This is a genomic window from Bacteroides gallinarum DSM 18171 = JCM 13658 (genome assembly GCF_000374365.1).
GTDB classification, from domain to species: domain Bacteria; phylum Bacteroidota; class Bacteroidia; order Bacteroidales; family Bacteroidaceae; genus Bacteroides; species Bacteroides gallinarum.
Window position 1 is genome coordinate 1 of sequence record NZ_KB894131.1, and the last position, 21,315, is coordinate 21,315.

The window sequence follows — 21,315 nt, forward strand, 5'->3', positions numbered from 1 at the left end:
ACAGGAAGACGGAAATCCTGTGGATTTTCTTTGGAATACATACGGCAAATGCCGTACTGATGATAGACAAGATCAGGAACAGGACGGTGAAAGCGGCATGATATGATTTTACAGGCAGAGGCAGAAGATGTCTTCAGACTTCTTCCCGAGCGTCATGTCTTGTAGGGTAAGATTGTGTGAGAAATTACAGGAATAGGACTATAAAAATGGCATATGAAGTGAGTATGCTCTATCATCTTCATATGCCATCTTGATTTTTAGGGACATTTACTGAATATCCCAAAAAAAGAGGGTGCGGGAAACAGCTTTAACCGTTTCCCGCACCCCTATCGGAACTTTATTGCAATGCTTATTATTTCCCGTTCAGGATAGCCATTGTATCGGAGGCAATCATCATCTCCTCGTCGGTGGGGATAACCACCACCTTCACCTTGGAGCTGTCTGCCGAGATTACCGCTTCCTCGCCACGCACCTTGTTCTTCTCCAGGTCTATCTCGACACCCATGAACTCGAGACCTTCGCACACCTCGCTGCGGCAGTTGCACTGGTTCTCGCCTACGCCGCCCGTAAATACGATGATGTCCACACCGCCCAAAGCGGCAGCATACGCACCTACGTATTTCTTGATACGGTAGAAGTACATCTTTTCCGCCAGGATAGCCTTCGGATTGCCGGCAGCCACGGCAGCTTCCAGTTCGCGCATATCACTGGAAACACCGGAAACACCCAGTACGCCACTCTTCTTGTTCAAGAGGTTGGATACCCCGTTTGCGTCCAGGTGCTCCTTCTCCATAATGAAGGTTACGGCGCCTGCGTCGATGTCACCGCTGCGGGTTCCCATCATCAGGCCTTCCAGCGGGGTCAAACCCATACTGGTATCCATGCACTTGCCGTCTTTAATGGCGGAAATAGAACCGCCGTTACCGATATGGCAGGTGATGATTTTCTTTCCTTCCGGCTGTACCCCCAGGAACTCGCACACACGCTTCGATACATAGCGGTGGGAGGTTCCGTGGAAACCGTAACGGCGGACGCCGTATTTCTCGTACAGTTCGTAAGGAACGGCATACATATAGGCATAGTCGGGCATCGTCTGATGAAAAGCCGTATCGAACACGCCGATTTGCGGAACATCGGGCAGGATAGCCGAAACGGCGTTCACACCCTTCAGGTTGGCAGGATTGTGGAGCGGAGCCAAATCGTTGCAGGCCGTAAAAGCATCCAGCACCTCCTGGGTAAGCAATACGGACTCGCTGAACTTCTCTCCGCCATGCACCATACGGTGGCCTACCGCATTGATTTCGTCCAGGGACTTGATTGCGCCGTATTCGGGACTAATCAATGTATTCAGGATAAACTCCACACCTACGGTATGTTCCGGGATATCTTTCTCCAGAATCTTCTTCGTGCCGTCGGGCAGGGTAAGCTTCAGGAAAGACCCTTTCAGGCCGATTTTTTCGATACCACCTTGAGCGATAACCTCTTTGTGGTCCATATCGAACAATTTGTATTTGATAGACGAGCTACCGCAGTTCAATACTAAAACTTTCATGATATTAATTTTGAATTATAAATTATGAATTTCGAATTATGAACCACGAACCATGAACTATGAACAGGAAGAATCCCTCCCCGTCATAATTCATAATTCAAAATTCATAATTATTTATTGTGTTTGGCTGCAATAGCCTGGTTTGCCGTAATTGCAATCATGCGGTACACATCCTCGATAGAGCAGCCGCGCGACAAGTCGTTCACCGGACGGGCTATACCCTGGAGAATCGGACCAACCGCATCTGCATGTCCCAGCCGCTGTACCAGCTTGTAGGAAATATTGCCCACTTCGAGGCTCGGAACAACCAGCACATTGGCGTTGCCTGCAATGGCAGAACCCGGAGCTTTGCTGGCGCCTACTTCGGGAACCAGTGCCGCATCGGCCTGCAACTCGCCGTCGATAGCGATATCGGGAGCCATTTCCTTGGCAATCTTCAAGGCTTCCACCACCTTATCCACCACTTCGTGCTTGGCAGAACCTTTCGTAGAGAAGCTCAACAACGCCACTTTCGGGTCGAGGCCTGCAACAGCCTTAGCTGTACGTGCCGTACAAACGGCAATCTGTGCCAACTGGGAAGCATCGGGAACCGGCGTAACGGCAACGTCGCCCATTACCAGGACACCGTTCTTGCCATATTCGGGAGCATGAGTAAGCAACAGCATCGCACCGGACACGCAAGTAATGCCGGGAGCCGTCTTGATAATCTGCAAAGCCGGACGGAGCACATCGCCGGTAGTATTGCGTGCACCGGCCAACTGGCCGTCCGCATCGCCGTTCTTTATAATCAGGCAGCCCAGGTAAAGCGGGTTAACCACCAGCTTGCGGGCTTCCTCGATTGTCATACCCTTCTTCTTACGCAACTCGAACAGTAATTGTGCGTATTCCTCTTTCTTAGGATGCTCTTCCGGGTCGATAATAGTTGCTTTCGCAATGTTACCAAGCCCCCATTCTTCAGCACATGCGCTGATTTCCTTCGGGTTACCCAAAAGAATCAGGTCTGCAATACCGTCTGTCAAAATCTGATTGGCAGCTTTCAATGTGCGTTCTTCCGTACCTTCGGGAAGGACGATGCGTTGGCGTTCGGCTTTCGCGCGCTCTAAAATTTCATTAATTAATCTTTGCATGATATTTTAATTGTGTATAAGAATCGGCAGTTCGTGTTATTCACAGCGCAAAAGTACATAATTTTGCAATATACACATTGCAATTTCAAGCCTTTTTCTTCCTTAAATGAGAATTATTATAATATTTAACACTAACAGGGGATTTACGGGAGAGTTCCTCATTTCAAATAGCTAACTTTGCAGCGTTTTCAATATATTCAATAGGTAGAGGTATTATTTAATAATCAGGTATTATGATTCGTCAATGCGCTATCCTTTTCGGATGCCTGGCTCTGGGTGAACTGATTGTATACTTGACGGGTATCAAACTTCCGTCCAGCATCATAGGCATGCTGCTGCTCACCCTTTTCTTAAAATTAGGTTGGATAAAACTGCACTGGGTGCAAGGCATGTCCGACTTTCTGGTAGCCAACCTGGGATTCTTTTTCGTCCCGCCCGGCGTAGCCCTCATGCTTTATTTCGATATTATCGCCGCCGAGTTCTGGCCTATAGTCACCGCTTCGCTCGTGAGCACCTTGCTGGTGCTCGTAGTTACCGGGTGGGTTCACCAATTAACACGTAAAATCAAATGAACTTCTTAGAAAACGAATTCTTCCTGCTGGCTATCACGTTCGGGGTATTCTTCTTAGCTAAGCTGCTGCAAAAGAGAACGGGAATCATGCTGCTGAACCCTATCTTACTGACTATCGCCGTGCTTATCCTTTTCCTGAAAGCCGCCGGCATCAGTTACGATACCTACAACGAAGGCGGACGCCTGATTGAATTCTGGCTGAAACCTGCCGTGGTGGCACTGGGCGTCCCCCTGTACCTCCAACTGGAAACTATCAAGAAACAACTGCTGCCTATCCTGCTCTCGCAGTTGGCGGGCTGCATCGTAGGGGTTATCTCCGTGGTGCTGATAGCGAAGCTCATGGGAGCTTCCGATGAAATCATCTATTCGCTGGCTCCCAAATCCGTAACCACCCCGATAGCCATGGAAGTAACGAAATCCATAGGCGGCATCCCCGCACTGACCGCCGCCGTGGTGGTCTGCGTAGGTCTGCTGGGCGGGATACTCGGCTTCAAGGCAATGAAGCTGACACACATCGAAAGCCCCATGGCACAAGGACTCTCGCTGGGAACAGCCGCACACGCCGTCGGCACATCGGCGGCAATGGACGTAAGCAGCAAGTATGGCGCCTTCGCCAGCCTGGGACTCACACTCAACGGAATCTTTACGGCTCTGCTCACCCCCACTATCCTGCGATTGTTAGGGCTGCTCTAACAAAATCCTCTTACTGTTTGTTATTATATACCTAACCAATAGAAAAACTACTTATGATTCCATTCAAAGATATCGAGCTGAAAGACAAAGAGCTTATCACCTCCTTTACCCTGAACAGCCCGCGACGGAACTGCGACCTCTCATTCTCCAACTTATGTAGCTGGCGCTTCCTGTATAACACGAAATTCGCCGTTATGGACGGCTTCCTGCTGCTGAAATTCTGGGCCGACGGGGAACTGGTGTACATGATGCCTATCGGCAACGGCAACCCGGACAAAGTGCTGGATGCCCTGATAGAAGATGCCGCCCGGGAGGGAGAACCTTTCTGCCTGCTGGGTATCTGCGCGGGGATGTGCGCCGAGCTGGAAACCTTCATGCCCGGCAAATTCCAGTTCACGGCAGACAGGGACTATGCCGACTACGTATACCTGCGTTCCGACCTCGCCACCCTATCCGGCAAGAAGTTCCAGGCAAAGCGGAACCATATCAACAAATTCAAGAAAACCTATTCCTACGAATACACCCCGATTACCGCCGACCGCATCCGGGAATGCCTCGACCTGGAGGCAGAATGGTGCAAAGCCAATAACTGCGACCAGCACGAAGGCACGGGCAACGAACGCCGCGCACTGATATACGCCCTTCATAATTTCGATGCGCTGGGACTGACGGGCGGTATTCTCCATGTAGAAGGCAAAATCGCGGCATTCACATTCGGCATGCCTATCAACCGGGACACCTTCGGGGTACATGTGGAAAAAGCCGATACCAGTATAGACGGCGCATACGCCATGATAAACTACGAGTTCGCCAACCACATCCCCGAGCAATACATCTACATCAACCGGGAAGAGGACTTGGGCATCGAAGGACTACGGAAAGCGAAACTCTCCTACCAGCCCGCCATTATCCTGGAGAAATACATCGCCTGCCTGAAAGAACAACCGGTGGAAGCCATTAAGTGGTGATAAGAGAAAGCCGCAGGACAGAGCAGTACAGTACAATAATAATAAGGTAGCAAGGAGGAGCGGAAATGATGCGAGAAAAAGTAAAGGATTTATGGAAACTATGCTTCGGCGACAGCGAGGAATTTACAGACATGTACTTCCGCCTGCGCTACAATAACGACGTCAACATAGCCATTCAAAGCGGCGAAGAAGTGATTGCCGCCCTGCAAGTGCTGCCCTATCCCATGACTTTCGGAGGGCAGGAGATACAGACCGGCTACATATCAGGCGCCTGCACGCATCCCGATTACCGCAACCGCGGAGTTATGCGCGAGCTGTTGTCGCAGGCATTCGCCCGCATGCAACGCAACGGCATGGCGCTCTCCACCCTGATTCCGGCAGAGCCCTGGCTGTTCGGCTACTACGCCGGCGTCGGCTACGCCCCGGTATTTAGGTACACCGCCACAACTTTCACAGCCCAGGCTACAGCCGTATCCGATGAAACGGTCGTGCTGAAAAGCGGCAACGGCTATCAAGAAGAAGCATACCGCTACTTAGACCGGAAACTGCGGGAACGCCCCTACTGCATCCAACATACGGAAGCGGACTACCGGGTAATCCTTTCCGACCTGCAACTGGGCAAAGGAGCTGTCTACACATTGAACCAGGGCAATAAAATAACGGCTCTCGCCGTGGTATATCCGGCAAACGGCTCCTGGTATGCGGGAGAAACCGTTGCAGAAACTCCCCTTATGCGTACCCTACTGTTACAGCGCATCTGCAACCGGCTCGGCATCCCCTCTATCCAGGTACTTACCCCGCCCGACCCATGCCAGGAGGTACAGACACTGGGCATGGCACGCATCATCAACGCCCGGGTGATACTGCAACAATACGCAGCCGCCCACCCGCAGGAAGAAATCAGCATCGCCCTTACAGACCGGCAGATAAGCGCCAACAACGGCTATTACTACCTGAACAACGGCAAGTGCATGAGCAGCGCCAAGCGTCTGCCGGGCAGCCACCTGGCACTCACTGTCGGCGAGCTTGCCGGGAAAATCCTCTCGCCGTTACAGCCCTATATGAGCCTGATGCTGAATTAACGGCATCACAGCCCGCTGAAGTCCACCCCCTCGAACACCAGCGAAGGGATGCGCCAGGAAGAAGACATACGGGGGTCGTTGCCCACAGCCGCCAAAGAAGCCCAGAGCGTAATCATATTCCCCGTAACATTCATCTCGTTTACCGGCCGGGTGAGCTTTCCGTTTTCAATCAGGAAGCCTTCGATGCCGTACGAGAAATCCCCGGAGCTGCTATTGCAGTTGCCGCCGTTGAACCCGGTTACCAGGATTCCCTTCTGCACACCGGCAACCAGCCCGTTCAAATCCTCGCTTCCCGGTTCGAGTACCAGGAGCGAAGGCGAGTTGACCGTAGGCTCCACCCCCATTTTCCTGGAGTTATAGGTATCGATGAAATAAGTTTTCAGCACCCCGCCCTCGAATACCGGGCGCGGTTCCGTAGCCACCCCTTCGCTGTCGAAATAACGTGCACCCCTTGCACCCGCCGTATGGGGTTCATCCCGGAGATTCAGCAATGCAGCGCCCACTTTCGTGCCCAGCTTATCCAGCAGGAAAGAATTCTTCTGCTGCAAGGCGGAGCCGTACAGGGCATCCAATACCGGACGCAGCAGGTCACTTGCATTCCGGGCATCCACCACCATTGTATATTTGCCGGAAGCCGCCTTCTTCTGCCCGATTTTACGCAAGACCTGCTCCAACGCTTCCGCACCGATGCCCGTCTTTATCAGTTTGTCGTAAAACAAAGCCGACTCATACCGATAGGAAGACGGACGCGCCTCCCCTTCTCCCCGTATCGACACATCGGCAGACACGGAAAACCAGGTAGAGCGGGACTCTCCCTCAAAGCCGTTGCTTGCCAGGCGGTAAGAGGCACTTGCGCCGTCGCGGAACGAGGTGCTTACGGATATGATACGGCTGTCCTTGCCCAACACCTCCTCGGCAACAGCACGTGCAACGGCCACTTTGTCGTCCGGGCTAATGTTTTCGTACCGCTCGTCGAACAGTTGCAGGTCGGGCTTTCCGCCTTTATAATAACGGGCTGCATCGGGCAATACGCGCGCCTCGTCCACCGCCAGGTAGCGCGTAGACTCTATTCCATTCTTTATAAACGTTTCCAGCTCCCTCCTGTCCAGGCGGTTGGTCGAATAAGAACCATACTTGCCGTCTACATACAGGCTGATGCCGAGCCCGCTTTCCGATGCCTGCTGCAAACGGTCTATTTGGGCATCGCGCAGTTCGAACGAGGCATTGGAGTCGGAGTACAGCACCAGCTTGGCGGCATGGCATCCATTCTTCAAGGCATAATCCATTGCCCACTGTGCCAGTTTTTTATTATTGTCGGTAATCATATTCTTTTAGTTGAAAGTTGAAAATTATTTAATTTTCCCCTCCTACGGTAAGCTTGCTAACCAATACCGACGGCATGCCGCACGTCACCGGACAAGCCTGCCCGTCCTTGCCGCAAGTCCACGTACCGTTATCTATCTTGTCATTGTCGGCCACCATGGTAATGTCCGCCAGGGCTTTCGGACCGTTGCCTATGATATTGATATCCTTAATGGGCTGCGTAAGCTTTCCGTCCTCAATCAGGTAACCGGACTTCACGAAGAAAGTAAAATCGCCGGCTCCTATCTGCACCTGCCCGTTGGTAAACGTGTCTACGAAAATGCCGTTCTTCACGGTAGCGATGATATCCGCCTCCTTCCTATCGCCCGCCTCCATATACGTGGCGCGCATACGGGGAATGGGCGCGTTGCGGAACGTGTCGCGACGGCCGTTGCCCGTAGGAGGCACGCCGTAATACCGGGCGCTGATGCGGTCGTGCAGGTAACTGGTTAGCACGCCCTCGCGAACGATATAGGTTTTCTGCCCCTCTACGCCCTCGTCGTCGAAGTTCACGGAACCGCGGTTGAAAGGAATCGTACCGTCGTCCACCACGTTGATATGTTCGCTGCACACCTTCCTGTTCAACTGCCCGGAGAATATGGAGATGTCCTTGCGGTTGAAATCCGCCTCGAAAGCATGCCCGATAGCCTCGTGCAGCAAAATTCCCGAGCCGCCCGCACCCATTACTACCGGCATCTCGCCGCCTTTGGGCTTAATAGCCCTGAACAGGACGGACGTCCTGTCCACCACCTCGCGGGCAAGCACGTCCACAATATCGTCTGTCATGAACTCGAAGCCCTTGCGGTAGGAACGCCCGGCATAGCCGTTCTCCATTCTGCCGTTCTCCTCCATGATGCAGACCGCCATGAAAGATACCATTGGGCGGTAGTCGTAGTAGCTGATACCTTCCGAATTGCAGAACAGCACGTGCGACGTACTGTCTTGCAGGCATGCCTGCACCTTCCGCACGCGGTTATCCAGGGAAAAGATTTTCCCGTCGAGCTTCTCCAGGTAAGGAATCTTCTCCCTTACGCTCACATCTTCCCAAGGGGTGGTTACGGCATATCGGTTCCGGGCTACCGTCTTTTCCGTAAGCCCCACGGGGATGCCCGCCTTGCCCGAAGATGCGATGCGGGCGGCAGTGCGGGCGGCGCGCAGCATCTCTTCCAGCGTGATGCCTTCCACATAGGCGTAGCCGCTCCGGTCGCCGGCAAGGACACGCACGCCCATGCCGAAGTCTATATTGGAGCTGCAATTATTCACCTTGCCGTCCATTAGGCTCACACTGTTGTTGAAGGTATGCTCAAAATAAAGGTCGGCGTAATCGCCCCCTTTTTCCAGGGCGGCAGCCATTACCTTCCTTAAATCGGCTTCCGTTACACCGAAATGGCCGATAGCGGCAGCGACGGCAGATTGGGAGTCCGCCCCGCCCAACGCTCCGCACACAGGTTCGGGCACAGCCTGCGAAGGCACGACCAACGAACCCGGTACAGCCATTCCGCCGGTCTGCAAGAAGTTTCGTCTATCCATTCTATTCTGTCAGTTATTCTATTCTGTTATAAGTTATTTATCTTTACAGTAATAAAAGAGCTGAATCCAGCCCTATACCGAACCCTATTCAGTCGTATACTGAGATAGGTTCAGTCGTATACTGAATGGCATTCAGTATACGACTGAATACCCCTCTATTATCATCATTGATAATCAAGCAGTTACAAAGGGCGGCAAATCCTAATCTCTTTTAAATTTCTTTTGTCAGAAGGCTTTCCAGCTCCTCGGCGTTCAAACGCAGGTGGAACTGTCCTTTATATGCCACGGAAATGGCTCCCGTTTCTTCCGACACGATGATTGCATGGGCGTCCGACACCTGGGATATGCCCATGGCGGCGCGATGACGCAATCCCAACTCCTTGGGGATATCCAGGTTATGCGACACGGGCAGGATGCACCCTGCCGCCTTGATACGCTTTTTGCTGATAACCATTGCCCCGTCGTGCAGCGGGCTGTTCTTGAAGAAGATATTCTCTATCAGGCGTTGGTTTATGTTGGCGTCGATAAGCTCTCCCGTGCGCACCACATCGTCCAGCGGCATGTTGTGCTCGATGACAATCAGCGCCCCTACCTTCTGCTTGCCCATGCTGATGCACGCCATTACGACGGGCATGATTTCATCGTGCTCCATGCCCTCTTTCTTGTTGCCGGTAAAGAAGCGTACCAGCGCACTGGCATGTTGGTGCGAGCCCAACGTAAGCAGGAAACGGCGTATTTCGTCCTGGAACAGGATAATCAGCGCCAGCACTCCCACACTGACCAGCTTGTCAAAGATAGACCCCAGCAACTTCATCTCCAACACCTGTGACACCACCAGCCAAATCAGGATGAACACCAGGATGCCCGTAAACACATTGATAGAGCCGGAAGCTTTCATCAGCTTGTACGTATAGTAAAGCAGGAAAGCCACTAACAGGATGTCTATAAAATCTTTTATGCCAAATTCAAAAAACACGGGTTTCAATATTAAGTATTACTAATCAGGTATCGGTTCTCCTCTCAACGCCCGTCATGCCGGCATGGCGCTCTCTTTCTTCATCGCTTCGACGATTTTCACCGTCTCCACCGCCTCGCGCACATCGTGTACGCGGAGTATGTCGGCGCCTTTCAACAGGCAAATGGTGTCCAGCACGGTCGTACCGTTCAACGCTTCCTGGGGGGTGGTTCCCAGCAGGCGGTAAATCATCGACTTACGGGAAACACCTACCAGCAAAGGAAGTTCGAACACCCGGAATTCTTCCAGGTGCGCCAGCAGCTCATAGTTATGCTCCACCGTCTTTCCGAAGCCGAAGCCCGGGTCGAGGATAATGTCTTTCACTCCCAAATCGCGCAGTTGCTGCACCTTACGGGCAAAATACATGAAAACCTCTTTCAGCAGGTTATCATAATGGGGATGTTGCTGCATGCTTTGCGGCGTGCCCTGCATGTGCATCATTATATAAGGTACGTTCAGGGCGGCAACGGTGCGGAACATCGCCTCGTCCATTTCGCCGGCAGCGATGTCATTGATAATCGCCACTCCGTACTCCTCTACGCACATCCTGGCTACATCCGCCCTGAAGGTATCTACCGAGACGACCGCATCGGGCTGCACTTTCCTAAGTATGCCCAGCCCCCTGCGCAAACGCTCCATTTCTTCCGCGGGCGACACATCTTCCGCATTAGAACGCGAGGAATAGGCGCCCACATCGATAATGCCCGCTCCCTCGGCTATAATCTGCTCTATGCGGCGCGCTATGTCCGTTTCCGTCTGCATGCGGCTGCCGGCATAGAACGAATCGGGGGTTACATTGAGAATTCCCATGACACAGGGTGAGGAAAGGTCTAACAGGGAACCGTTGACATTGATATATTTGGGTTGCAGAGCTTTCATGGACAGTTCTTGTTTTGCTTATATTACTGCAAATGTAAACAAAAAAGCCTTTGTTGGTGCTGCCCGGGCTTAAAATAGTTCTTTTTTATATGCGCACAGGCGCAACGTAGCGAATTAAGCCATATCTTTGCAGCGACATCAAACGAATTCCGGACTATGTTCCCCAAAAGAAAAATCATGGATATAACCGCTCTTTACCGAATATTCCTGGGCTGTACCGGTGTTACCACCGACAGCCGCAACTGCCCCCAGGGGTCGTTATTCTTCGCCCTGAAAGGCGATACGTTCAACGGCAATGCGTTCGCCGCCCAAGCGCTGGCTGCCGGAAGCGCCTATGCCGTCGTAGACGAGGCCGCCTGCATACCTGCCGGGGACACGCGTTACATACTGACGGACAACTGCCTGCACACCCTGCAACGGCTCGCCAATTACCACCGCCGCCAACTGGATACGCGCATCATCGGCATTACCGGAACCAACGGCAAAACCACCACGAAAGAGCTGATAGCCGCCGTGCTTTCCAAAAGCCATAACATATTGTACACTCTGGGTAACCTGAACAACTCTATCGGCGTTCCCCTCACCCTGCTCCGCCTGAAAGCGGAGCACAGCCTGGGCGTAGTGGAAATGGGCGCCAGCCACCCCGGCGACATCGAGGAGCTGGTAGGGATAGCCGAGCCCGACTACGGGATTATCACCAACGTAGGGAAGGCGCATTTGGAGGGGTTCGGCTCTTTCGAGGGCGTTATCCGTACCAAAGGCGAGCTGTACGACTACCTGCGGCGGAAAGGCAATGCCACTATCTTCCTGCACCGGGACAATCCCTACCTCGTGGAAATGGCACGAGGGCTGGATGCGGTGACCTACGGCGAGGAGACAGACTCGTATGTAAGCGGACGCATCACCGGCAATTCCCCTTACCTGGCCTTCGAATGGAGAGCCGGAAAAGAGGGCGGACGCCACGAGGTACATACCCGGCTGATAGGCGAATACAACTTCTCCAATGCACTGGCAGCCGTTGCTATCGGCCGTTTCTTCGGGGTGGAACCGGAAAAGATAGACGAGGCGCTGAGCGGGTACGAACCCCGGAACAACCGTTCGCAACTGAAAAAGACTGCGGACAATACCCTAATTATCGACGCCTACAACGCCAACCCCACCAGCATGCTGGCGTCTATCGGCAATTTCCACAAGATGCAGGCGGAACAAAAGATGCTAATATTGGGCGATATGCGCGAACTGGGCGAGGACAGCCCCGCCGAACACCAGAAGATTGTAGATTACCTGGAAGAATGCGGTTTCAAGGAGGTGGTGCTGGTAGGCGAGCTGTTTGCCGCCACCCGCCATACGTATCCGGCTTATCCCGATGCCCCGTCGCTGATAGAGGCGCTCCAAAGGAACAAGCCTTGCGGAAAGACAATCCTGATTAAAGGCTCTAACGGGCTCAAGCTCAATACGGCAGCCGATTATCTCTGACCCCGCAGCCGCCGCGTCATCCGGGGGCGCAGCACGAAATAGGCCGTCAACGACGCCAGGACGGCGCCCGTGGTATTGGCTGCGAAATCCAGCCAGTCACCGCCGCGGTACGTGGTGCAGTATTCTTGCAGCAGCTCCACCATTCCGCTGAACAGCACCGGGCAGGCAAACGCGCCTATCCATGCATGCCACAGGGGTGTGCGGTCTTTCCGGTGCGCCCGCAAGAATTCCAGCCACAGCACACCGGACATGCCGAAGTACATGCACACATGCACCACCTTGTCAAAATTAGGGATAGTACTGAGCTGGGTGGAAGGCGGCTTGAAGAACGACAGGTAAATCACGGCGAGTATCACTGCAAGCGATACCGGATATTTCTTAATATAATATAGCATATTTCAATTTATGAACAACTTATGTGCAAAAATATGGAACATTTTCTATATTTGCACATATTTATAGGTATTAATAACGAATTGTAAGAAAAATCCACGTTTTATGACAAGAAATGAAAGAGCCAACTTCGGGAGCAAACTGGGTGTCATACTCGCCTCGGCAGGTTCCGCAGTAGGTTTGGGTAACATCTGGAGATTTCCTTTCGAGACAGGCAACCACGGCGGAGCCGCCTTCATTCTTATATACCTGGTTTGCGTGCTCATACTGGGTATTCCCATTATGATAGCCGAATTCCTTATCGGACGCCGTTCGCGTGCCAACACCGCCGGCGCCTACCAGAAGCTGGCTCCGGGAACCCAGTGGCGCTGGGTAGGACGAATGGGCGTACTGACGGGATTTCTCATCCTGGGTTATTACTCGGTTGTGGCAGGCTGGACACTGGAGTTTATAGGGGAGGCGGCTACCAACAGCTTCGCCGGCAAATCTCCCGCGGAGTTCATCGCTTCTTTCAACGGTTTTGTCAGTAACCCGTGGCGCCCCGTCATATGGCTGATATTGTTCTTGCTGGCTACTCATTTCATCATCGTGAAAGGGGTGGAAAAGGGCATCGAGAAATCGGCCAAGATAATGATGCCCCTGCTGTTTATCCTGTTGATAGTACTTGCCGTCTGTGCCGTGTCTTTGCCCGGCGCAGGTGCGGGCATCGAATTCCTGCTGAAACCGGATTTCAGCAAAGTGGACGGCAATGTGTTCCTGGGTGCAATGGGGCAGGCGTTCTTCTCGCTAAGCCTCGGCATGGGATGTCTCTGCACGTACGCCTCGTATTTCAGGAACGACACCAACCTGTCCCGAACAGCGCTCAATGTGGCTGGTATCGATACGCTCGTGGCTATCCTTGCGGGCTTCATCATCTTCCCTGCCGCCTTCTCGGTGGGCATCCAGCCGGACGCAGGGCCGAGCCTGCTGTTCATCACGCTGCCCAACGTATTCCAGCAAGCATTCGGCAATATCCCGTGGCTGGCGGTTATCCTGTCGCTCATGTTCTATATCCTGCTGGCGCTGGCGGCGCTGACCTCGACAATCTCCCTGCACGAAGTGGTGACGGCATACCTGCACGAAGAGTTCAACTTTACCCGTGGCAAGGCGGCAAAGCTGGTAACGGCGGGGTGCATCCTGTTAGGCGTATTGTGTTCGCTCTCGCTGGGCGTAGGCAAGGATTATACGATTGGCGGCCTCAACCTGTTCGATTTGTTCGACTTCGTCACTGCCAAAATCATGTTGCCCCTGGGCGGCTTCCTTATCTCCGTATTCATCGGCTGGTATCTGGATAAGAAGATTGTGTGGGAGGAGGTCAGCAATAACGGCGCTTTAAACGTACATATATACAAGTTATTTATTTTTATCCTGAAATTCATCGCTCCGGTAGGCATCGTGCTTATCTTCATCAATGAACTGGGTCTTTTTAAATAAGCCGGAATGGGAAATCCTTTAAAAGAGTTCTTATTCTTCTCCCGGGGAGAAAGGCGGGGCATCCTCGTTCTTATCGCAGGAATCGTCCTCCTCTTCCTCTCCGGGTATTTTTATACCCTTCTGCACGACCGCCGGGAACTTTCCGAAGAAGAAAAGTGGGAACAGGCCGCTGCCCTAAGGGAGTACGACGGCTTCATCCGTTCCGTACACCAGCCCGTCCGTACCCCTTTGCACGACAAGGGGCAATATGCGGCATACCCGGAGGAGGCTGCCGTACCGGTTCCTTTCGACCCCAACCGGGCGGATTCCATTACCCTACGCCGGTCGGGGCTGCCTGCGTGGATAGCAAGGAATATCCTGCGTTACCGGAGCAGAGGAGGAAGATTCCGCAAGACGGAAGATTTCAGGAAAGTGTACGGGTTAACGGAGGAGCAATACCGGACGCTCGCCCCTTACATCTACTTCACGGCGGAGGATAGCGTAAGGGAAACGGTATCCCTGTACCGCCTCCCGCAAGCCGGGAAAGACAGCATCTACAAGTATCCGGCAGGCACGGTACTCGACTTGAACCGGGCAGACACCGCCGAACTGAAAAGAATTCCCGGCATAGGCAGCGGGACAGCCCGGCTGATAGCCGGCTACCGGCAGCGTTTAGGCGGATTTTACCGGATAGAGCAGTTACAGGATATACATTTGGACTATCAGCGGCTGCAAGAGTGGTTTACCGTAGCTCCCTCGGAAGTGCGGCGCATCAACCTGAACCGTGCCGGCACGGAACGTCTCCGCCACCACCCCTATATAAACTTTTACCAGGCAAAAGCCTTTACAGAGTACCGCAAAAAGAGAGGGAAGCTTCATAGCCTCAAGCCATTCGCCCTTTATGAGGAGTTCACGGAAGCCGATTTGGAGCGAATAGGGCACTACGTATGTTTCGAATAAGAGCGTGGTAGGGCTACTACTCCCTACAAACCTCACCGTCTTTCAGGTGAATGGTGCGGTCTGTAATCCGGGACAGCCCCTCGTCGTGCGTTACGATAACGAACGTCTGCCCCAGGCGGTTGCGCAAGTCGAAAAAGAGCTGGTGCAGCTCTTCCTTATTATGTGTGTCCAAGCTGCCGGACGGCTCGTCCGCCAGCACCACCGCAGGATGATTGATAAGTGCGCGGGCAACTGCGACACGCTGTTTCTCGCCACCGGACAGCTCGTTGGGTTTGTGCGAGGCGCGCCCCGCCAACCCCATGAAATCCAATATTCCGGTAGCCTCCTTCCTTGCCTCCTGCTGCCCCATTCCGGCGATAAAAGCCGGTATCATCACATTCTCCAATGCCGTGAACTCCGGTAGCAGTTGATGAAACTGGAACACGAAACCGATATGCTTGTTGCGGAAAGCGGAGAGTTCCTTCTCTTTCAGACGCTCCACCGATGTGCCGTCTATCGTTACCGAGCCTGCATCGGGTCTGTCCAGCGTGCCCATAATCTGCAATAAGGTAGTCTTTCCCGCACCGCTGGGGCCGACAATGCTGACGACCTCACCTTTCTCTATTTCCAGGTCGATACCCCGCAGCACTTGCAGACTGCCGAAACTTTTCGTTATGCCTTGTAATCGTATCATCGTTGTTATTTACTGTTTGGCGATTTGCTATTCATATTTGGTTAATTGCCATTCATATTTGACTATTGGTTATTCATATTTAGCAATTTGCCATTCATATTTGGTTATTCGCTATTCACATTTGACTATTCACATTTAGCGATTTACTATCCATATTCGGTTATTTACTATTCGATAACCTTGTCACAATCTTTTTATGACATATTCCGCCAGGTAGCAGCCGAATACCGCCGGCATATAGCTTACAGTCCCGCATGTGGATTTCTTATTCTGCTCGTCCTCCGTCAGCAACACGGCTTCCGGTGCAGCCTGCTCGGTACTGAACACGACCGGCAGCTTACGCTTGATTCCTAATTTCTGCAAGCGCTTCCTCACCGCCTTGCTCAGTCCACAGTGGTACGTATCCCATATATCGGCAAAACGCACCTGCGTGATGTCGCTCTTTGCCCCCGCTCCCATGCTCGACACAATCCTGATATGCCGTTTCAGCGCCTCCGCTATCAAATGGCACTTAGGGGCGAGCGTATCGATAGCATCCACCACAAAATCGTAGTGCGCGGCATCGAGCAGTTCGGGGATGTTTCCGTCTTTCAGGAATACGGGCAACACCGTTAGCCGTATGTCCGGGTTAATGTCCCTGAAACGTGCCGCCAACACCTCCGCCTTCTCCTTTCCTACGGTGGAGTGCAAGGCCGGCAACTGGCGGTTTATATTGGTGGGCTGCACCGTATCCGCATCCACAATAGTCATTTGCCCGACACCGGCACGGCATATCATCTCGGCGGCATAAGCGCCTACGCCGCCCACACCTACAACCAGCACATGCGCCTGCCGCAACCGTTCCATTTTTTCTTCTCCCAGCAAAAGCCGGGTTCTCTGCTGCCAATCCTCCATTATATCATTACCGAATTATCAATCGTCCGTTACCGATGTGCCCCTACTGCCCAGGAGCCTTCCTCCTCCACCGTCCATGTTTACTTATCCTTAAACCACCTGTAAAACCACTTTCCTACCTTTTCGTAGTGCTGCGCCTCATTACGCGGGTTAGAGAAAGACACGGCATCCTGCGGTTCGCCCAACTGGTCGGGATAGAGTACAATCAGGCTATTATTGGCGAAATACTTGCTCAACTGCGACGGGAGCTTCTCGAAAGAGCTGTCGTAAGAGATAGAACCCCTGCGCGCACTTATCACCACCAGCAAATGGTCGTAATTCACCTGCCCGGTCAATATCAGCAAGTCCCCCCAGTCGTCCAGGCGTGAAAAGTCTGTCAAGGTCTGCCCGTGTTTCTTCTTCACCAGCGCCTGCAACCGCCCGGTCGTCTCCTCGTTGGCAAAGAAATGCACCCGGCAGCCCAGCGTGCCTCCCATTCGGCAGAAATGCTCCACCCACTTCTGAAATCCCGCCTCATACTCCGCCTTGGGAGGGACGGCTACGATAATCCGCCTGATTGTATTAATCGGAATCAGGAACTTGGCAATCATCACTTCACGGTGCAAGCCCTTGAGCAAGTTCTCGGCGAGCATGCCGAAGAAAGAATCCACGATATTCACCTTGCGGTGCAGGCCGATAATCACATCCGTCACTTCGTATTCCTTCGCCGTATGGATGATGCCCGAAGCGATATTCAGGTCATACCGGGTAATCTGGCGCAGAGGCACATCGGCGGAAGCCGTAATCATGGCGGCTTTCTCCAGATACCTCTTTCCGCGAAGCTCCAACCCCTCGGAAGTATTGTTGTCGTTGATTACATTCAATGCCAGCAGATTATCCTTCTGCTTGGTATCGCGTATCAGCAGGGAGAGATTCATCAGGTATTCAATCGTATCCGGGTTCGCCACCGGAATAAGGATTCTCTCCACCTCCACCGTTCGCTCCTCCTCCAGATGCGCCTCGCACATGGCTATCTTACGGGCAGCCCTCTCCGTGATGAAGGAGCTCACTACGCAGGTTACGAGAATCAGCAGCACCGTGCCGTTCAGCACATCCTCATTCAGCAGGCGCTCGCCGCTGGGCAGGATAATGTTGTATCCCACCAGCACCGCCGCCAGCGTAGCGGCAGCCTGCGCATTGCTCAGGCCGAACATCAGCTCGCGTTCTATCGGAGCCATTTTGTAAATCTTCTGCGTCAGCCAGGAAGCAATCCACTTACCCATCAGCGCCACGATAATCATGACAGCGGCAACTTTCAGGGCATCCCCCTGCCCGAAGATTACATGGACGTCTATCAGCATCCCCACCCCTATCAGGAAATAGGGTATGAAAAGGGCATTGCCCACGAATTCCAGGTGATTCATCAGCGGCGACACGTGCGGTATCAGGCGGTTCAACACCAGTCCTGCCAGGAAAGCACCCAGGATACCTTCCATTCCCACGAACTCCATTAGGCCGGCGCCCAGGAAAACCATGGCAAGCACGAAGATGAACTGCATTACATTATCGTCGTAACGGCGGAAAAACCAACGCCCCACACGCGGAAACGAGTACATAATCAAGGCGCCCAGGAATACCACCTTGATAACCAGCCACAGCCAGAACAGCCCGCCGGACTCTCCCTTGAACAAGCCGCCCACCACAGCCAGCACCAGCAACGTAAGCGTGTCCGTTACAGCCGTACCCCCCACAGCGATGCTCACGCTGCGATGCCGCGACACCCCGTAGCGGATTACGATAGGATATGCCACCAACGTATGCGAGGCATACATACTTGCCAGCAATATGGACGTTACCAGGCTGTACTTCAACAGCATCATGTTCGTAACCAGGCCGATACCGATAGGGACGATAAAAGCCAGCAGCCCCAGCATCACAGCCTTGCCGCGGTTCTTCTTGAAGTCTCCCATATTCATTTCCAGCCCCGCCAGAAACATGATATAATAAAGTCCCACCTTACCGAACAACTCGAAACTGCTATCGCGCACCAGGATATTGAAACCGTGCTCGCCGATTACCAGCCCCGCCAGAATCATACCGATGATATGCGGTATGCGGAGCTTGTTCAGCAATATGGGCGCAAACAATATGATAAGGAGTACAAGGAGAAATATCCATGTAGGATCGGTAACGGGAAGTTGCAAGCTAAGATTGAACCAGTCCATACGCAGAGAGTTTTAGGTTTTAACTGCAAAATAACGAAAAAGTTTTCACTTTATGCGGCGTCATACAGCAATTTGTTATAAATTTGCAGCCAATTCTATCATTTATAGATAGATTGAAATCTTTTTATAAACTTAATTAAAAACAAAAGAAAAATGAAAGTAGCTATTGTTGGAGCAAGCGGAGCCGTAGGACAAGAATTCCTGCGAGTGCTCGATGAAAGGAATTTCCCGTTGGACGAGTTGGTGTTGTTCGGTTCTAAACGCAGTGCCGGCACTAAATATACCTTCCGCGGTAAACAAATCGAGGTAAAACTCTTGCAACACAATGATGACTTCAAAGGGGTAGATATCGCTTTCACTTCCGCAGGCGCAGGAACCTCCAAGGAATTCGCCGAAACCATTACCAAGTACGGAGCCGTGATGATTGACAACTCCAGCGCTTTCCGTATGGATGCCGACGTGCCTTTGGTAGTACCCGAAGTGAACGCCGCCGATGCCAAGGAGCGTCCGCGCGGCATCATCGCCAACCCCAATTGCACCACTATCCAAATGGTGGTGGCGTTGAAGGCTATCGAACAGCTCTCCCACATAAAGACCGTACACGTATCCACATACCAGGCAGCCAGCGGCGCAGGCGCCGCCGCCATGGACGAGCTGTACGAGCAATACCGCCAGGTGCTGGCGGGCGAACCGGTGAAAGTCGAGAAGTTCGCCTACCAACTGGCATTCAACCTGATTCCCCAAATCGACGTGTTCACTGAAAACGGATATACCAAAGAAGAAATGAAGATGTACAACGAAACACGCAAGATTATGCACTCCGACGTAAAAGTCAGTGCGACCTGTGTCCGTGTGCCCGCCCTGCGCTCCCACTCCGAAAGCATCTGGGTGGAAACCGAACGCCCCGTATCCGTAGAGGAGGCACGCGAAGCCCTTGCCAAGGGCGACGGCCTTGTATTAATGGACAACCCGGCAGAAAAGGAATATCCGATGCCGCTATTCCTTGCAGGTAAAGACCCCGTATATGTAGGCCGCATCCGCAAAGACCTCAGCAATGAAAATGGACTGACATTCTGGATTGTAGGCGACCAAATCAAGAAAGGCGCTGCGCTGAATGCCGTCCAGATTGCAGAATACCTGATAAAGGAAAAAGCTCTCTAAAAGAGCAAGCTTTTACTATAAGAAGAGAGGTAAAACCAAGATAAGCACTCTGAAAAGTTACAGATTGTAACTGGAAAATATAAAAGAGCCGTATCATTACTCAAATGAAGTGCACCCCCAAAGTTAGACACAAAACTTTTGGGGTGCACTTCAGTCGATACGGCTTTTTTATTGCCGGTAAAAGGTGTATGGTTTCAGATTAAAAGCTTATTTCTTCTAAAGTAGAGTTTTGAAACCTCCTTTTATTGATAACTATCGTAAACTTTCTTACCCATAAACACATATCCTACTCCCTCATGCTTTGTTCCCGAAAGCTCGGAGTGAATATAACCGTTCCTTTCCACGAGTATCGTATGATAAATTGCCCGTTCCGGATTCTTTCTGGAATAAAACAGGATACGCCGATTGTCCGCCGCGTAAGAAATGATACTATCGGTTTCTATTTTCTCCCATTTCAACCCTTTCAGATTCCGCTTCAAGTAGCGTTGCATCAAATAGGTACGATGCCATGTCCCTCCCTTCTTGGAAACAAAAGGCTTACCGTCCAGCAAAGCATTGGCATCATCATAGCAAGCAACGAAAAGATGGTTATCCGGAGAAGCCGCCAACCATTGTTTCAGCTTATTGCCATACCGTTTATCATCCCAATTGTAATTGCTATCGATAAAGGAAATCCTTTTCACATACCCGGGTATTTCAGTATTGGCATCCATAAAGCCGAATATGAAGTTTCCACCGCCGCTATGACTGTTCAGTTCTATATGCGGATTGTATTCTGAAAAGAGAGCGAGGAGATATTCTACCGTTTCCTTGATTTTGTAATCACGCATCGCCCCGGCCTTTCTCCAGCGTCCCCAACTTTTGGAATCGGCTTCCAAATATACAGTTACCCAGTTACAATCACAGGCCGTAGCCCTAAGATAGCGTGTTTGAGCCCCGATATTCTGTATATGGAAGTGCCAGTCATCCCCCTCTTCCAGCGCTTTGCCTATCGTCCATGCCGTACTGTTGCCATTAGGCAAGGCATATAATACGAGTTTGGTCGGCTTATTTCCGTCAAATAAAGATGCCGAAGGCGCATTGATATGGATATTGACTCCCGGAGCATAAACAAAAATCTTTTCCTGCTCGCCGGAAATGGGATTTACGGAAAACCCGGGTAACCGACTACCAGGCTCCGCCTTTTCTTGCGACAGCGTACCCTGCCCGTTCGCTTGGGTGCAAAACAAGGAACATCCGATAAAAACTAAAGAAAACAAACGCTTCATATCATATATAAGAAAAATGCGTAGCCGGATATGACAAGCCGGCTATGCACCAAAT

Annotated in this window: 19 protein-coding genes; 8 read left to right on the top strand and 11 right to left on the bottom strand. The window is 52.2% G+C overall.

The features are described 5' to 3' along the window. Positions 1–352: 352 nt before the first annotated feature. Both C233_RS0110890 and pta read right to left on the bottom strand, forming a co-directional pair. On the bottom strand, positions 353–1,552 hold the full coding sequence (locus C233_RS0110890; RefSeq protein ID WP_018667626.1) for an acetate kinase: 1,200 nt from the start codon (positions 1,550–1,552) through the stop codon (positions 353–355). 110 nt (positions 1,553–1,662) lie between these two features. Next, a complete protein-coding gene (pta, locus tag C233_RS0110895) occupies positions 1,663–2,679 on the bottom strand; it encodes a phosphate acetyltransferase (RefSeq protein ID WP_018667627.1) in 1,017 nt (338 codons plus the stop codon). 233 nt (positions 2,680–2,912) lie between these two features. Here pta and C233_RS0110900 point away from each other — a divergent pair, with 233 nt between their 5' ends. The 4 genes from C233_RS0110900 to C233_RS0110915 all read left to right on the top strand — a co-directional run bounded on the left by C233_RS0110900 (position 2,913) and on the right by C233_RS0110915 (position 5,993). Further along, complete coding sequence (locus C233_RS0110900) at positions 2,913–3,251, top strand: CidA/LrgA family protein (protein WP_018667628.1); 339 nt, start codon at positions 2,913–2,915, stop codon at positions 3,249–3,251. Further along, on the top strand, positions 3,248–3,943 hold the full coding sequence (locus C233_RS0110905; protein WP_018667629.1) for an LrgB family protein: 696 nt from the start codon (positions 3,248–3,250) through the stop codon (positions 3,941–3,943). The genes C233_RS0110900 and C233_RS0110905 overlap by 4 nt, the downstream gene beginning before the upstream one ends. Before the next feature lie 53 nt (positions 3,944–3,996). Further along, a complete protein-coding gene (locus tag C233_RS0110910; protein WP_018667630.1) occupies positions 3,997–4,911 on the top strand; it encodes a DUF2156 domain-containing protein in 915 nt (304 codons plus the stop codon). Positions 4,912–4,976: 65 nt separating this feature from the next. Further along, complete coding sequence (locus tag C233_RS0110915) at positions 4,977–5,993, top strand: GNAT family N-acetyltransferase (RefSeq protein ID WP_018667631.1); 1,017 nt, start codon at positions 4,977–4,979, stop codon at positions 5,991–5,993. A gap of 5 nt (positions 5,994–5,998) precedes the next feature. Here C233_RS0110915 and C233_RS0110920 read toward each other — a convergent pair whose 3' ends face one another. The 4 genes from C233_RS0110920 to folP form a co-directional block, all read right to left on the bottom strand. Then, positions 5,999–7,318: a TldD/PmbA family protein gene (locus C233_RS0110920; protein ID WP_018667632.1), complete on the bottom strand. Its 1,320-nt coding sequence runs from the start codon at positions 7,316–7,318 to the stop codon at positions 5,999–6,001. Between the two features lie 28 nt (positions 7,319–7,346). Further along, complete coding sequence (locus C233_RS0110925; RefSeq protein WP_025069145.1) at positions 7,347–8,885, bottom strand: TldD/PmbA family protein; 1,539 nt, start codon at positions 8,883–8,885, stop codon at positions 7,347–7,349. Between the two features lie 211 nt (positions 8,886–9,096). After that, on the bottom strand, positions 9,097–9,861 hold the full coding sequence (gene cdaA / locus C233_RS0110930; RefSeq protein ID WP_025069144.1) for a diadenylate cyclase CdaA: 765 nt from the start codon (positions 9,859–9,861) through the stop codon (positions 9,097–9,099). Between the two features lie 54 nt (positions 9,862–9,915). Continuing rightward, a complete protein-coding gene (gene folP, locus C233_RS0110935; RefSeq protein ID WP_018667635.1) occupies positions 9,916–10,779 on the bottom strand; it encodes a dihydropteroate synthase in 864 nt (287 codons plus the stop codon). A gap of 177 nt (positions 10,780–10,956) precedes the next feature. Between folP and C233_RS0110940 the strand changes: the two genes are divergently transcribed. Beyond that, positions 10,957–12,255 carry a UDP-N-acetylmuramoyl-tripeptide--D-alanyl-D-alanine ligase gene (locus tag C233_RS0110940; protein WP_025069143.1) on the top strand — a complete coding sequence of 433 codons (1,299 nt, stop codon included), beginning with the start codon at positions 10,957–10,959 and terminating at the stop codon, positions 12,253–12,255. On the opposite strand, the gene C233_RS0110945 is transcribed toward C233_RS0110940, so the two are convergent. Further along, positions 12,246–12,650 (bottom strand): VanZ family protein, encoded by a 405-nt coding sequence (locus C233_RS0110945; RefSeq protein WP_018667637.1) that lies wholly within the window; start codon positions 12,648–12,650, stop codon positions 12,246–12,248. The genes C233_RS0110940 and C233_RS0110945 overlap by 10 nt on opposite strands. A gap of 103 nt (positions 12,651–12,753) precedes the next feature. Here C233_RS0110945 and C233_RS0110950 point away from each other — a divergent pair, with 103 nt between their 5' ends. Both C233_RS0110950 and C233_RS0110955 read left to right on the top strand, forming a co-directional pair. Next, positions 12,754–14,121: a sodium-dependent transporter gene (locus C233_RS0110950; protein ID WP_018667638.1), complete on the top strand. Its 1,368-nt coding sequence runs from the start codon at positions 12,754–12,756 to the stop codon at positions 14,119–14,121. Positions 14,122–14,127: 6 nt separating this feature from the next. Continuing rightward, positions 14,128–15,060, top strand: coding sequence for a ComEA family DNA-binding protein (locus tag C233_RS0110955; RefSeq protein ID WP_018667639.1), 933 nt, complete (start codon positions 14,128–14,130; stop codon positions 15,058–15,060). A 16-nt stretch (positions 15,061–15,076) separates the two neighbouring features. Here the strand turns inward: C233_RS0110955 and C233_RS0110960 are convergent, their stop codons facing one another. From C233_RS0110960 to C233_RS0110970, 3 genes are all read right to left on the bottom strand, one after another. Further along, on the bottom strand, positions 15,077–15,733 hold the full coding sequence (locus C233_RS0110960; RefSeq protein ID WP_018667640.1) for an ABC transporter ATP-binding protein: 657 nt from the start codon (positions 15,731–15,733) through the stop codon (positions 15,077–15,079). A 183-nt stretch (positions 15,734–15,916) separates the two neighbouring features. Continuing rightward, positions 15,917–16,627, bottom strand: coding sequence for a tRNA threonylcarbamoyladenosine dehydratase (locus tag C233_RS0110965; protein ID WP_018667641.1), 711 nt, complete (start codon positions 16,625–16,627; stop codon positions 15,917–15,919). A gap of 80 nt (positions 16,628–16,707) precedes the next feature. Next, entirely contained in the window at positions 16,708–18,831 is a 2,124-nt protein-coding gene (locus C233_RS0110970) for a cation:proton antiporter (RefSeq protein ID WP_018667642.1), read from the bottom strand. A 153-nt stretch (positions 18,832–18,984) separates the two neighbouring features. Here C233_RS0110970 and C233_RS0110975 point away from each other — a divergent pair, with 153 nt between their 5' ends. Beyond that, complete coding sequence (locus C233_RS0110975; RefSeq protein WP_018667643.1) at positions 18,985–19,992, top strand: aspartate-semialdehyde dehydrogenase; 1,008 nt, start codon at positions 18,985–18,987, stop codon at positions 19,990–19,992. A gap of 242 nt (positions 19,993–20,234) precedes the next feature. Here C233_RS0110975 and C233_RS0110980 read toward each other — a convergent pair whose 3' ends face one another. Then, complete coding sequence (locus C233_RS0110980) at positions 20,235–21,260, bottom strand: hypothetical protein (RefSeq protein WP_018667644.1); 1,026 nt, start codon at positions 21,258–21,260, stop codon at positions 20,235–20,237. Between the last annotated feature and the right edge of the window lie 55 nt (positions 21,261–21,315).